This window comes from Pantoea sp. 1B4 (genome assembly GCF_016925765.1).
Taxonomy (GTDB): Bacteria; Pseudomonadota; Gammaproteobacteria; order Enterobacterales; family Enterobacteriaceae; genus Pantoea; species Pantoea agglomerans.
Genome location: NZ_JAEUWZ010000001.1, coordinates 270,938 through 285,193, shown reverse-complemented (window position 1 = coordinate 285,193; position 14,256 = coordinate 270,938). Strand labels below are relative to the sequence as shown.

General features: G+C 55.1%; 9 protein-coding genes. 4 read left to right on the top strand and 5 right to left on the bottom strand.

From position 1 onward, the window contains the following. The first annotated feature begins 867 nt into the window (after positions 1 to 867). Both JNO11_RS01310 and JNO11_RS01305 read left to right on the top strand, forming a co-directional pair. Complete coding sequence (locus tag JNO11_RS01310; RefSeq protein ID WP_325176837.1) at positions 868 to 6,399, top strand: glutamate synthase-related protein; 5,532 nt, start codon at positions 868 to 870, stop codon at positions 6,397 to 6,399. 185 nt (positions 6,400 to 6,584) lie between these two features. Continuing rightward, a complete protein-coding gene (locus tag JNO11_RS01305; RefSeq protein WP_031592002.1) occupies positions 6,585 to 8,342 on the top strand; it encodes a sulfite reductase subunit alpha in 1,758 nt (585 codons plus the stop codon). A gap of 111 nt (positions 8,343 to 8,453) precedes the next feature. Here JNO11_RS01305 and sspB read toward each other — a convergent pair whose 3' ends face one another. The 5 genes from sspB to zapE form a co-directional block, all read right to left on the bottom strand. Next, complete coding sequence (gene sspB / locus JNO11_RS01300) at positions 8,454 to 8,939, bottom strand: ClpXP protease specificity-enhancing factor (protein ID WP_010251939.1); 486 nt, start codon at positions 8,937 to 8,939, stop codon at positions 8,454 to 8,456. A gap of 3 nt (positions 8,940 to 8,942) precedes the next feature. Then, positions 8,943 to 9,584, bottom strand: a complete 642-nt coding sequence (sspA, locus tag JNO11_RS01295; RefSeq protein ID WP_009092481.1) for a stringent starvation protein SspA — start codon at positions 9,582 to 9,584, stop codon at positions 8,943 to 8,945. Between the two features lie 333 nt (positions 9,585 to 9,917). Beyond that, on the bottom strand, positions 9,918 to 10,310 hold the full coding sequence (gene rpsI, locus JNO11_RS01290) for a 30S ribosomal protein S9 (RefSeq protein WP_008925401.1): 393 nt from the start codon (positions 10,308 to 10,310) through the stop codon (positions 9,918 to 9,920). A gap of 15 nt (positions 10,311 to 10,325) precedes the next feature. Further along, on the bottom strand, positions 10,326 to 10,754 hold the full coding sequence (gene rplM / locus JNO11_RS01285; RefSeq protein ID WP_008925400.1) for a 50S ribosomal protein L13: 429 nt from the start codon (positions 10,752 to 10,754) through the stop codon (positions 10,326 to 10,328). 227 nt (positions 10,755 to 10,981) lie between these two features. Next, positions 10,982 to 12,109 carry a cell division protein ZapE gene (zapE, locus tag JNO11_RS01280; RefSeq protein WP_022625259.1) on the bottom strand — a complete coding sequence of 376 codons (1,128 nt, stop codon included), beginning with the start codon at positions 12,107 to 12,109 and terminating at the stop codon, positions 10,982 to 10,984. A 178-nt stretch (positions 12,110 to 12,287) separates the two neighbouring features. Here zapE and zapG point away from each other — a divergent pair, with 178 nt between their 5' ends. Both zapG and degQ read left to right on the top strand, forming a co-directional pair. Further along, entirely contained in the window at positions 12,288 to 12,689 is a 402-nt protein-coding gene (gene zapG, locus JNO11_RS01275) for a Z-ring associated protein ZapG (protein WP_003848291.1), read from the top strand. Positions 12,690 to 12,799: 110 nt separating this feature from the next. Beyond that, on the top strand, positions 12,800 to 14,173 hold the full coding sequence (gene degQ, locus JNO11_RS01270; protein WP_010251960.1) for a serine endoprotease DegQ: 1,374 nt from the start codon (positions 12,800 to 12,802) through the stop codon (positions 14,171 to 14,173). Positions 14,174 to 14,256 lie beyond the last annotated feature (83 nt).

Genomic DNA, 14,256 nt, shown 5'->3' with positions numbered 1-14,256 from the left:
AGCCTCATAATAGCGCAGTTAACCCGCTGCCGTCGCAGCACGTCGCGTGGAGATAAGGGATCAAATGCGCTTTTATGGTGCAGCAGCCTCGCCGATCGGCGACGTTAAGGACAAAGCGGTTAAAACCCTTGACTGACTGTGCCAAATGAATAATCTGTAAGGCCGCCAGCGAATCACCGATTTCTCTGTACGGCCTTTTTTCAATATCCTGGCAGCGTCCTGTTGCACAGGCACACCCTTTCATATGCATAGCCATTCATCTTTAATGCTGTTTTAAGCATGCCCATGCTGATTAATTTTTCTTATAACCAACCGCGGTTTCATTCAAATAGCCGGACATAAGAAAAACAGATACATGCTATGCATCATGGGTGCTGAACAGCATTTAATGCTGCTTAACACCCTGTCACCAGCATGGTGCAGAGATCTGACGCCTGCACTACAGTGAGTCAGTTCACATTTATCGGCCTGTCGCCAGGCACCAGAGTGATACATTTTAAACCTGAAAAATTATTAAATTCATACACTTAAACAGATAAAACGCATGATAATCCCGTCTGACCGCCCTATTTGACCTGATTACGCTTTCCCGATAAGTTGGAAATCCGCTGAAAGCTTTCCAGACGGGCCATTGTCTCGGCATATCTATGCAACAAGAAGACTCCCGCGTGGTTTAAGTCATCTCCTTTAAGAGACCGGAAATCAGAGAGCAGCTCAATTAAGGACGTTTTACCGATGTCTGGAGAGAAATGCTCAGGGCTATGACGCGCGCTCGACAGAGCATGGCGATGAAAATGATAGCGCCCCCGTTGCGCTCAGACCCTGAAACAGTGCAGGTAATGTCAAAGCAGTTTAAGGAGACCCTCAATGTCCACTAAAAAACCTCAATCCTATGGCTTGTATGATCCGACAGCAGGCAGTGACAGCTGTGGTGTAGGTTTCATTACGCGTAAGGACGGCGAGCAGACCCACGAGATTCTGCAGATGGCGCACAGCGCCCTGTGTACGGTGCCTCACCGCGGCGGCATGTCAGCGGAAGGCGTTGGCGACGGCGCGGGGGTCAACGTTGATCTTTCGCTGCAGTTCTTCCGCAAAATTACCGGCCAGCCGCTGGAGGCGGGACGCTTTGGTGTCGGTAACTTCTTTGTGCCGAAAGATGCTGAGCTGCGCGCGAATGCCGAACGTCTGGTGGATGAAACCCTCAGCAGCTTTGGTCTGCCGGTACTCATGAAGCGTGACATGCCGCTCGACAGCAGCGTGACGCGCCCGGCAGCCGCGCAGTTCCAGTTACCGATTCTGCAGTGGATTTTCACTGCGCCACAGGATGTAGTTGATCAGAACGACTTCGAAAAACGCATCTACCGCGCCCTGTTAACCATTGAAGCCCGTGCCTTTACCGAAAGCGAATTTGGCGGCCTTTATCCGCTGTCGCTGTCGTCACGCACGCAGGTGTTCAAAGCCCGTCTGAATTCCAATGAAGTGATCCCTTACTTCAAAGATCTGACCGATCCCGATCATCAGGTGCGCGGGCTGTTTTTCCACACCCGCTTCTCCACTAACACCGATCCCCATACCACGATGGCGCAGCCGTTCCGCCTGATGGCGCACAACGGCGAGCTGAACACTGACCGTAAAAACCGCATCGCTGAGTCCGCGCTGGCACTGGCCCGTGGCAAGACAATCGTGCGGCCTAAAGGCCAGTCCGACAGTTCGCGCCTGGATCAGAGCATCCACAGCCGTCTGATGGAAGATGACCTCGATCTGATCACCGCCGTGGTGTCGATGATGCCGCCCGCCTGGGAAAACGACAGCGCGCTGTCGCCAGAAGTGCGTGACATGCTGGAGTACTTCTCGCTGTATGAAGAGAAGAACGACGGCCCTGCTGCCTTAATCTTTGGTAATGGCGAAGTAATTGGCGCCCGTCTTGATCGTCTGGGTCTGCGTCCCCTGCGTTCAGTAGAAACCGCTGACTATATCGGTGCGATGTCGGAAGCCGGCCAGATCGCCTTCCCACCTGAAAGCGTGTTGCGTCGTGGGCGTATCGAAGCGGGCGGTATGCTCTATTTCGATCACCGTGAAAAACGCAGCTATACCACGCTGCAGGCGCTGGAAAGACTGGCCGCAGAGAAAGATTATTCGGCGTTGCTGCGTGAAGCGCGCGTCGGTCTTGACGATCTGCCCGAGATCCCGGCAGAACAACAGGGTTCACCGCTGCGTTATCGTGGCGATCTGAAAACGTATCAGCGCTTTGTTGCCTACTACTACAACCAGGAAAGCTTCAAGTTCATGATGGATCCGATGCTGAATACCGGCGCAGAGAAGATCTCCGCGATGGGTTACGGCAACGCCATCAACGGCTTATCCGATCATGAAGGCGGCATGGCGCACTACTTCTCTCAGCGCTTTGCGCAGGTCACCAACCCGCCGCTGGACTCTATCCGCGAAGTGGATGGCATGACGTTGCGTGTCGCGCTGGGGGCAAAACCCCATCTGGGCCGCAGCAAAGGCCGTCAGATTGTAGTGCCGACCCCGATTCTCAGCCACCTCGATATGCTGCGTTTACGCGAGCAGACCATCGCACCTTATGCCCGCTTTGAGATGCTCTATGAGCCGGTGATCGGCAAAGATCTGCTGAGCACCACCGCGAACGCGAATGCCCTGGAAAAGGCGATTGATGACCTGGCGCAACAGGTGGTTGATTTTGCCCGTACCCAGGGTGGCATCGCCGTACTTACCGATCGCCATATCTCTTCAAAGCACGCCGCGATCCCGATGCTGCTGGTGGTTTCCGCCATCAACCAGCGCCTGATAAAGGAAGGGTTGCGTCTGGATGTTTCTCTGGTGGTTGAAAGCGGCCAGAGCATCTCCTCGCACCACATTGCCGCCACACTTGGCTTTGGGGCGTCAGCTATCTATCCGCTGGGCGTACAGATGCGCGCAGAGGAGAAATTTGGTGAAGGTGAAGAAGGTAACAAAGCCTTTAAGCGCTATGCCAAAGCGGCTGAAAAAGCACTGATGAAAACCATGGGCAAAGTGGGCCTCTGTACCGTTGAGAGCTACAGCAGCGGCGAGTTCTTTGAGCCTAACTTCCTCAACACCGATGATCCGGTGCTGAAAAAATATTTCCCGAATATCAAAACGCCGGTGGGCGGTGCAGGCTTCGCGACAATCGCGCAGATGGCCGTTGACTGGCACCAGAGTGCACTGAAGATTCAGGGCGAATCTGAAGTTCCGTTGCTGGGCCTGTTTAAAGAGCGTGCAGAAGGCGCAGGTCACTCCTACGGCACCATCGCCGTGCGGACCTTTATCGATATGACCGAAGAGCCGATTCGCTTTGCCGATAAAGCGCGCGAAGAGGACAACTTCATCCGCCTGATGACGCTGGCTAAACTGGATAATGCGTTTGGCATCAAGCCAGAGACCTTTAAAGACAGCAGCTTTGAGCGCATCCCGGATGAGGTGATCAATAATTTCGCGATTACTGCTGATTACCGTCAGTTCTCAAGCCTGATGTATGAAGAGCGTAAACGTCGCCCGGCGGCCCTGCGCGACATCCTGACATTCCCGGCTGACCTGACCCACATCGACAGCGAAGCGGAGTTCCGCCGCAAGCTGGGACGCTACTCGCTGACCAACAACGGCTTTGCCATTCGTGGCATGGAGTGTGAAGCGGTAGATGGCAGCCTGAATCACTTTATGCTGCGTCTGACCGATGCGATTGAAGGACTGAAGCCTGAGAGCGAACGCCTGCAGAACCTGTCTCGCGCCCTGAAATCCCGCTTCGGCGACGATATTGAAAGCAGCGAAGTGGTGACTGGCGGTCTGAAAGTGACCGCTTACGGTAAAGCGGCCGATTATCTGTCACGTATCTTCACCACCCTGCCCTCACTGCCGCTGAGCGAAGTGCAGCCAGCCTGTGAAATTACCCGTACCTTTGCCTCCGGGGCGATGAGCCACGGTGCGCTGGTGGCTCCCGCTCATGAAGCGGTCGCGCACGGTACCAATATGGTCGGCGGCATGAGTAACTGCGGTGAAGGCGGCGAGCATTACTCCCGTCACGGCACCATTCGTGCCTCACGCATCAAACAGCTGGCTTCGGGCCGTTTCGGCGTCTGGGCTGCCTATCTGGCGGATCCGATGCTGGAAGAGCTGGAGATCAAAATTGGTCAGGGTGCGAAACCTGGCGAAGGCGGCCAGCTACCGGCGGCCAAAGTTACCGTCGAGATTGCTGCCGCGCGTGGCGGTACGCCTGGCGTCGAGCTGGTCTCACCGCCGCCCCATCACGACACCTATTCCATCGAAGATCTGGCGCAGTTGATCCACGACTGTAAAGCCGCGCGGGTGCGCGTTATCGTCAAGCTGGTCTCGTCTGAAGGGATCGGCACCATCGCGGTTGGCGTGGCCAAAGCGGGTGCAGACGTGATTAACGTTGCGGGTAACACCGGCGGTACCGGCGCTGCGTCGGTGACCAGCCTGAAATATACCGGACGCGTGGCTGAAATCGGCATCGCTGAAGTCCACCAGGCGCTGTGCGCCAACGGCCTGCGTGAGAAAGTGCTGCTGCGCTGCTCTGGCGCCCAGCAGACCGGCAGCGACGTGGTGAAATCTGCGCTGCTGGGCGGCGACAGCTTTGAGTTCGGTACGACGGCGCTGATGATGCTGAAATGCGTGATGGCGAAGAACTGTAACGTTAAGTGCCCGGCTGGCTTAACCACGAATGCCGAAGCGTTTGATGGCGATCCGCGTCAGCTGGCGCAGTATTTCCTCAACGTGGCGCATGAAGTGCGTGAAATCCTGGCGCGTATGGGCCTGCGTTCCCTGCGTGAGGCACGCGGTCGCTCTGACCTGTTGCACCTGATGGATCACCCGCTGGAAGTGGGCAAGCTAGACTTACGCGCCATGCTTACCGTGGTGCCTGAGCTGAAAATCGACAAGCCGGTTTATCTGGAAAAAGATTTTGAGCTGGATGATGTCTGGATTGAGCAACTGAAGCTGTCGCTGGTGGATCAGGGAAATCCTGACGTCATTCTGGGCAACAACATCGTGCTGAATAACCGAAACAAAAGTGTCGGCGGCCAGCTGGCCATCGATATTGAGCGGATGCTGAACCATCAGCTGAGTTCTGAGCAGCTGCAGGCGATGCCTGCCGTAATGACTGACGATCGCGGTCGTCGCTATCTGGCTCCTGAGAGCGTAAAAATTTCCACCACCGGTTCTGCCGGCCAGTCGTTTGGCGCCTTCTGCAACGATGGCATGCAGCTGACCCATTACGGCACCTGTAACGACGGTGTCGGCAAAGGACAGTGTGGCGGCGAACTGATCGTGATGTCGCCTGGTGGCGGCGCGCAGGATGCCGATGGCAACGTGCTGATTGGTAACTTTGCGCTGTTTGGCGCGACAGGCGGACGTCTGTTCGTGCAGGGCCAGGCCGGTGACCGTTTCGCGGTGCGTAACTCCGGTGCCACCGCCGTGGTTGAAGGCGTCGGTGACTTCTGCTGCGAATATATGACCAACGGCGCCATCCTTAATCTGGGCACCTTCGGTAAAGGATTTGGCAACGGCATGAGCGGCGGCTTCGCCTACCAGTACGACCCCTATGGATCGCTGGCCAGCCATGCTGCCGGTGATTCAGTGCAGTTCGGCTCGATTGCCGATCAGGATGAGATGGCCCAGGTGCACAAGCAGGCGGTGCTGACCATGCTGAACTGGCATCTGGAGGCGACCAAATCACCGCGTGCCGCCTGGCTGCTGGAGAACTGGGAAACGGAGTGTCACCACTTTGTTTACGTGATGCCGCGCTCGCTGCTGCTCTATCAGGATGGCGGCGAGATTCTGAAAGCCAAGAGCCGCAAAGATCTGCTCGAAGAGCTGTCGACGGCGCTGGCAGGCCATCAGGTGGCGAAGTTTAAAGCCGCATGGCGTCAGGGTAAAACCATCGCCAACGGTGCCGTACCGGCTTATGGCGCGACCGATACGCTGGAGATGTTTGTCCTGCTGAACAACTACACCGTGCTGAGTTTTGCCCAGCAGCTGGCGCTGGGCAAATTACCGAAAGGCACCCCGGTTGAAGATGCGGCAGTTGAAAAAGCGGTCCGTAATCTGTTGATGACGGAAGACTTTTCGCTGATAAGCAAGCTGCAGCGTCATGCCCGTTCCGCTATCGAGAGCTACAGCGATGATGAACTGGCGAGTCTGATTGGTACCAAACGCATGTCAGATTACAAAGCGGCGCTAACGCAACGTAACATCCGCTCCATGGACAGTCTGGCAACCTATGGCTGGATCATGTACCAGGATGCCTGTAACCGGGAAGTGCTGGGCCACCTGCCTGACTTTGAAGAGCTGTTTGCACGTGCGGCATTGCCGGAAATCGCCGCTGCGGTGGGTAAACTCTCCTGACAGTGATACTGATCAGGCTGAACTGAATATTATTAATTGATCATTGCCCGGATTAATCGTTGTACCGGACAGATGCAGCACCGCTCTCCCCTGTCGCACATGATGCGGCGCGGGAAAGCGGAACCGCTTTCACACCGGACAATGCCACTGATGACGGGCGAGAACGGGATTGAGTAAAAGTACCCATGAAAATTCCTTATATTCCAGAAGATGCACCTTTTAATGGCGATCAGAAGTACTGGCTGGCTGGCTTTCTTGCGGGTCTGCACTCCCGTTTGCTGGTATTAGAAGACAAGCAGCAACCCGCCGCGGGCACAGGCGCAGCCGCGACGACGCAACTGCACATTCTTTATGGCTCACAGACCGGCAATGCTGAAGCACTGGCGCAGACCGCAGCGAAATCTGCGCGCGCTAAAGGTCTGGTGCCGGTGGTTCAGGCGCTGGGCGATGTCGATCTCGACGTATTTGCCACCATGCGCCATGTACTGATCGTCACCTCGACCTATGGCGAAGGTGAAATGCCGGACAACGCGCAGCTGTTCTGGGACGCGATCTCTGCCAGTACCGCACCGCGTCTGGAGCAGATGCATTTCGCCGTGCTGGCGATTGGCGATACCGGCTACGATGGCTTCTGTCAGGCGGGTAAATTCATTGATATGCGTCTTGAGCAGCTGGGCGCGAAACGCGTGGTTGATCGTATCGATTGTGATATCGATTTTGAGGAGCCTTCCAGCGAGTGGCTGAACAGCTCAATGCCACAGTTTGCCGCCAGCGCGGGCAGCAGCGGCACCGTGCTGGAAAGCGCGCCTGAAGCGCCAGTCATTCCAGGCAGCAACAAATCCAATCCTTACGCCGCCGCGCTGATCACCAACAAGCGTTTGTCAGGCGAGCAGTCAGCCAAAGATATTCGTCATTTCGAGTTCGACCTGTCTGACAGCGGCCTGAAGTATGAAGCGGGCGATGCGCTGGGCGTAATTCCGGTCAACGAGCCGTCGCTGGTCAGCCTGCTGCTGACCCAGCTTAACGCGGACTACGAGACGCCGGTGCCCGGCTTTGATCGCAGCCTTGGCGACCTGCTGACCTATCAGTTTGAGATCTCAGAGCCGTCACGCAAGTTAATCGAATGGGTCGGGCAAAACACCACCAACCAGGAGCTGCGTCATGTGTTACAGCATGATGATAAGGATGCGCTGGGCGTGTGGCTGTGGGGCAAAGATACCCTTGACCTGCTGCAGCTTGAGCTGACGCGCACGCTGGCGGTACCCGAGTTTGTCGCGCTGCTGCGTCCGCTGCAGCATCGCGCTTACTCCATTTCATCCAGCTCTAAAGCCCATCCTGACCAGGTGCATCTGACCGTTGCCTCGGTACGCTATCACAGTGGTGGCCGTAATCGCGGTGGCGTCTGCTCAACCTACCTGGCCGAGCGTGTGCGTCGCGGTGAAAAGCCCGCCATCTTTATCTCACCCAATAAATCGTTCCGCGTGCCTGCCAACAACAGCGCACCGCTGATCATGGTGGGACCAGGTACCGGTATCGCACCATTCCGTGCTTTCCTGCAGGAGCGCCAGGCAACCGGCGCGCAGGGGAAAAACTGGCTGTTCTTCGGCGATCAGCATCAGGAACATGACTTTATCTATCAGGATGAATTACTTGCCTGGCGCGATAATGGCTTGCTGACGCGTCTGGATCTGGCGTTCTCACGCGATCAGGAGAAGAAGATCTATGTGCAGAGCCGGATGCTTGAACAGGGCGCTGAGTTGTATGCCTGGCTGCAGGAAGGGGCTTATTTCTATGTCTGTGGCGATGCATCGCGTATGGCGAAGGATGTGGATAATGCGCTGTATGAAGTGGTTCGCCAGTTTGGTGGTCTCTCCACCGAGCGCGCTGCTGACTATGTCGATCAGCTGAAGAAAGAGAAGCGCTACCTGCGCGACGTCTATTGATCGCGATGGTCTGCTGAAAAAATCCGGCTTGCGCAGGCAGCCGGATTTTTTTATGGCCGACAGGCAAAAAAATACCCGTCGGATGGACGGGTATTCGCTGTTATGTCACTGCTATTTCACTACGCGCAGTGAAGGTCGTCCACCACGTGGCGGTGGATCGTCATCAGGCGGTGTCTCGTCATCGCTGGCATCGTCAGGACGATCACCATCAATCACCGACATCATAGTCTCTTCCTGACCCTCTGACGCCTCATGCGTGCCCAGCTCGTAAGCCGGTTCCGGTTCAAACATCGTCCCGGCGCCATTTTCACGCGCATAGATTGCCAGAATCGCCGCCATCGGCACGTTAACCTGGCGAGGAACGCCACCAAAGCGGGCGTTGAACGACACCTGATCGTTTGCCAGATCGAGGTTACCGACAGCACGTGGCGCAATGTTCAGGACTATCTGACCATCGCGCGCATACTCCAGCGGCACCTGCACACCCGGCAGATTAATGTCGACCACCAGATGCGGCGTCAGCTGGTTGTCGAGCAACCAGTCATAAAAAGCGCGCAGCAGATAGGGACGACGTGCAGTAAGTTGCGACATTTCCATACGTTAAGCCCGGGCTTGCAGCCGCATTTCACGTTCAGCTTCAGTTAATGAAGCGAGGAAGGAGTCACGCTCAAATACGCGATTCATGTAACCTTTCAGCTCTTTTGAACCTGAGCCGATCAAATCGATACCCATTGACGGCAGACGCCATAACAGCGGAGCCAGATAGCAATCAACCAGGCTGAACTCTTCGCTCATGAAATAAGGCGTACGGCCAAACAGTGGCGCGATAGCCAGCAGCTCTTCACGCAGTTGCTTGCGTGCCGCTTCCGCTTCCTGACCGCTGCTGTTCTCTACTTTCCTCATCAGGCTATACCAGTCCTGCTCGATGCGGTGCATCATCAGGCGGCTATCACCACGGGCAACCGGATAAACCGGCATCAGTGGCGGATGCGGGAAGCGCTCATCTAAATATTCCATGATGATGCGTGATTCATACAGCGTCAGCTCACGATCTACCAGCGTCGGTACCGTGCGATACGGATTGAGGTCAATCAGATCCTGCGGCAGGTTATCCATTTCGACCTGCTCGATCTCTACGCTGACACCCTTCTCCGCCAGGACGATACGTACCTGATGGCTGAAAATGTCAGTAGGACCAGAAAACAGCGTCATTACCGAACGTTTGTTGGCAGCGACAGCCATGAAAACCTCCAAGTTTGTTCACAAAAAAGATACTGCGAATAGCCAACCACACGGCGACTCACTTGCTTATCGAACTCGCACGCAACCTGGTTAGCTGCGTCACAGATACTGACGCCCCGACAGTGGGGAGGCGCATAACGCACCGGCCTGCGGGCGCAAAGTGACACAGAGTTTACCAGATTTTAGGCTGCTTGTGGGCGTGGAATGAATCTTTGCAGGTAAATTGAGCGCGGCGTTACGGTTTTCGCGGACAGTTTATGGGAAGGCAGAAAATAAAAAAACCCGCCGAAGCGGGTTTTTTGAGCCAATTGCCGCAGCCGGAGCTGCAAACAATTAACGCTTGGAGAACTGAGGACGACGACGTGCTTTACGCAGGCCGACTTTCTTACGTTCAACCTGACGCGCATCACGCGTTACGAAGCCAGCTTTACGCAGCTCGCCACGCAGTGATTCGTCGTATTCCATCAGAGCGCGGGTGATACCGTGACGGATCGCACCAGCCTGACCAGAAATACCGCCACCTTTAACAGTGACATAGAGATCGAATTTACCAACCAGGTCCAGCAGCTCAAGCGGCTGACGAACTACCATGCGGGCAGTTTCGCGACCGAAGTACTGTTCCAGAGAACGTTGGTTAATTACGATGTTACCGCTACCCGGCTTAATGAATACGCGAGCGGTAGAGCTTTTGCGGCGACCAGTGCCGTAGTTTTGAGTTTCAGCCATTGCCTTTAATCCCGATTAAATGTCAAGAACTTGCGGTTGCTGTGCCGCATGGGTGTGCTCGTTGCCTGCGTAAACTTTCAGTTTACGGTACATAGCACGACCCAGCGGGCCCTTCGGCAGCATGCCTTTAACCGCGATCTCAATCACACGCTCAGGACGGCGAGCAATCATCTCTTCAAAGGTCGCCTGTTTGATACCACCGATGTGGCCAGTGTGGTGATAGTAGATCTTGTCAGTACGCTTGTTGCCGGTTACAGCAACTTTTTCTGCGTTCAGAACGATGATGTAATCACCCGTATCAACGTGCGGAGTGTATTCCGCTTTATGCTTACCACGCAGACGGCGCGCCAGTTCAGTCGCCAGGCGACCCAAAGTTTTGCCCGTTGCGTCAACTACAAACCAGTCACGTTGGACGGTTTCTGGTTTAGCTGTAAAAGTTTTCATCGAAAAGCTTACCCAAATTAAGTTACACGTTGGTGAAATCCCAAACGCTTAAGTAAACGAATGAGGCTCACACGACCATTTTGACCAGCAAGCCACCCCTTCGGATAGAGTTACTGGAACACAGAGGATTTGGGAAAAAAATCCTTTGCTGTAACGTGGGGTCGCAAGATTATAGAGAAGTCGGTTACAAAAATCGAACCCTATTTCGGTATTTATCCCGATTATTCTCACGGCAGGTGCGGTAAACGCAGATACTCTTCGCTCTGCATCTCCTGAAGTCGGGATAAACAGCGCTGGTATTCAAACTTCAGCCGCGTGCCCTGATAAATCTCGGTCAGTGACGTTTCTGCCGCGACCACCAGCTTCACATGCCGTTCATAGAACTCATCGACCAGTGCGAGGAAACGCCGTGCCTGATCTTCGGTTTTGTAGATCATTACCGGCACGTCATACAGCAGCACACTGTGAAAACGGCGCGACAGCGCAATATAGTCATGTTGGCTGCGCCCTTCGCCACACAGGGTGGTGAAATTAATCGCCAGCACGCCCTCGCTAACGCCCAGCGTCGGCATCTGGCGGTGATTAATTTCCAGAACCGGCGCATCTTCAGGCTGGCTGCCCGACAGCGCTTTAAACATCCGCGCCATTTCAGCGTGCGTCTCTTTGTTCAGCGGAGAGTTCCATAGGTGCGCGGAGGTCAGCGTGCGTAACCGGTAGTCGATACCGGCATCCACATTCATCACATCACAATGACGTTTGATCTGCTCGATGGCAGGCAGGAAGCGCGCGCGCTGCAGACCATTGCGATAGAGATCATCAGGCGGAATGTTCGAGGTGGCCACCAGCGCAATGCCGCGTTCAAACAGCGCTTCCATCAGCGTGCCCAGCAGCATCGCATCTGTGATATCGGAGACAAAAAATTCATCAAAACAGAGGATGTCCGTTTCCGCTTTGAATCTGTCCGCAATAATCAGTAACGGATCGCTCTGCCCCTGAAGCTGCGTCAGCTCTTCATGCACCCGCAGCATAAAGCGGTGGAAGTGCAGACGCAGTTTGCGATCGCCAGGAATAGACTGAAAAAAGAGATCCATGACCCAGGTCTTACCGCGACCGACACCGCCCCACATATAGAGTCCACGTACCGGTTGTGGCGTCTCGTTTTTCTCTTTACCGATCAATTTTGACAGGCGACCCAGCAGGCCGGATGTGGCAGGCGCGGCGGATTGTTGCCGGGCAACCAGCGCCTGCTGCAGCGCGTCTAAACGGGTAATCGCTTCACGTTGTACGTCATCGGGCCTGAATTCGCCCTGCGACAGCGCCTGTTCATAGCGTGCAAGCGGAGTTGAGGTTTGCATTGTTGTTTCAAAGTCCCTGAATGGTGTCTGATTCATACCACGGTTGCTGAAAAAAAGGCCGTTCTACACTAAGCCATGCTGCTCCAGAGTTCCACATCCATAAGATTAACGGGTATAGTGACTATTATTGAAATGGTGCAATGCCCTACGGAACAATGGAAATAACACGGGAGTCATTATGACCTGGGAATACGGGCTAATTGGTTTAGTGGTTGGTATTATTGTCGGCGCAGTCGCCATGCGTTTTGGCAACAAAAAGCTGCGTGAGCAGCGCAGCATGCAGTACGAGCTGGAAAAATCGAAAGCGGAGCTGGCGGATTATCGCGAAGAGCTGACCAATCACTTCGCGCAGAGCGCGGAGCTGCTGGACAACATGGCGCGTGATTATCGTCAGCTCTATCAGCACATGGCAAAAGGCTCAAATGACCTGCTGCCGAATCTGCCTGGCCAGAAAAATCCGTTTGCCTATCAGCTGACTGAAGCCGAAGCGGACAACGATCAGGTGCCGGTGCAGATGCCGCGCGACTATTCTGAAGGCGCATCCGGTTTACTGCGTGGCGAGCGCCCTGCCCGCGACTAATCTTTTTGGGGCGCAGCCTGTCTGCGCCCGCTGTTTTTGCGAACCCTGACCGCAAACGACTGTCACACTTATTAATTCCTCCCACCTTTTGCAGCGAGAGCGTTGTAGCAATGAAAAAACAAGCACGCCTGTTTAGCGCATTAGCCCTGAGTATTGGGATGAGCCTTGCCGCCGCGCCAGACGCGATGGCAACGCTGCCAGCACAAATTGCGGGCCAGCCGCTGCCGAGTCTGGCACCGATGCTGGAGAAAGTGTTACCTGCCGTGGTCAGTGTGCATGTGGAAGGCACTGATTCGGGTGCACAGGCTCAGGATATTCCTGAACCGCTGAAGCGTTTTTTTGGTCAGATGCCTGGCGGAAATAGTCAGCCACAGCCGTTTGAAGGTTTAGGTTCTGGCGTGATCATCGATGCCGCGAAAGGCTACGTGCTCACCAACAATCACGTGGTCAACGGTGCGGATAAAATCAACGTACAGCTTGGCGACGGCAGTGAATATGAAGCCAAACTCATTGGTCATGATGAGCAGACCGATATCGCGCTGATTCAGATTCAGGGCGCAAAAAACCTCACGCAGGTGAAAGTCGCGGACTCTGACCAGCTGAAAGTGGGTGATTTCGCGGTGGCGATCGGTAACCCATTCGGGCTGGGACAGACGGCCACCTCCGGTATTATCTCCGCACTGGGCCGCAGCGGCCTGAACCTGGAAGGACTGGAAAACTTTATTCAGACCGATGCCGCGATCAACCGTGGCAACTCAGGCGGTGCGCTGGTCAACCTTAACGGCGAACTGATCGGTATCAACACTGCGATTCTCGCCTCCAGCGGCGGTAACATCGGTATCGGCTTTGCTATCCCGAGTGATATGGCGATGAACCTCGCGCAGCAGCTGATTAAATTTGGTGAAGTGAAGCGCGGTCAGCTCGGCATCAAAGGCACTGAAATGACAGCCGATATGGCTAAAGCATTCAATGTCGATGCGCAGCGCGGCGCCTTTGTCTCTGAAGTCTTACCGCAATCTGCTGCGCAGAAAGCGGGCGTGAAGTCAGGCGATATCATTACGTCGATCAACGACAAGCCGATTACCAGCTTCGCTGAGTTGCGCGTGAAAGTAGGAACCACGCCGCCAGGTGAACAGGTTAAACTTGGCCTGCTGCGTGAAGGTAAGCCATTAACGGTTACCGTTACGCTGGAGCAGAGCGCACAGAGCACCGCCAGCGCACAGCTGATGTCACCCGCGCTTCAGGGCGCAACCCTGAGTGATGGACAGACTAAAACCGGTGATAAAGGCGTGAAGGTCGATACCATCGAAAAAGGCACACCGGCTGAACAGGTTGGTCTGCAGAAAGATGATGTGATTATCGGCGTTAACCGCAACCGGGTTCAGACCATTGCTGAAATGCGTAAAATACTGGAAGGGAAACCGCCGGTACTGGCACTGAATGTGGTGCGCGGCGATGAAAGTATCTATCTGTTGTTGAGATAAACCTCGCATTACGGCGGACACAAGCGCGTGTGTGTCCGCCGCTCTCATGCTATTCTCCCCTGCGATCTCCCCTGGCGTAATTT

Excerpts from the sequence above, each read along its gene's own strand:
- degQ (WP_010251960.1), top strand. The coding sequence starts at position 12,800 with ATGAAAAAACAAGCACGCCTGTTTAGCGCATTAGCCCTGAGTATTGGG.
- rpsI (WP_008925401.1), bottom strand. The coding sequence starts at position 10,310 with ATGGCTGAAACTCAAAACTACGGCACTGGTCGCCGCAAAAGCTCTACC.
- JNO11_RS01310 (WP_325176837.1), top strand. The coding sequence starts at position 868 with ATGTCCACTAAAAAACCTCAATCCTATGGCTTGTATGATCCGACAGCA.
- sspA (WP_009092481.1), bottom strand. The coding sequence starts at position 9,584 with ATGGCTGTCGCTGCCAACAAACGTTCGGTAATGACGCTGTTTTCTGGT.
- JNO11_RS01305 (WP_031592002.1), top strand. The coding sequence starts at position 6,585 with ATGAAAATTCCTTATATTCCAGAAGATGCACCTTTTAATGGCGATCAG.
- zapG (WP_003848291.1), top strand. The coding sequence starts at position 12,288 with ATGACCTGGGAATACGGGCTAATTGGTTTAGTGGTTGGTATTATTGTC.
- zapE (WP_022625259.1), bottom strand. The coding sequence starts at position 12,109 with ATGCAAACCTCAACTCCGCTTGCACGCTATGAACAGGCGCTGTCGCAG.
- sspB (WP_010251939.1), bottom strand. The coding sequence starts at position 8,939 with ATGGAAATGTCGCAACTTACTGCACGTCGTCCCTATCTGCTGCGCGCT.
- rplM (WP_008925400.1), bottom strand. The coding sequence starts at position 10,754 with ATGAAAACTTTTACAGCTAAACCAGAAACCGTCCAACGTGACTGGTTT.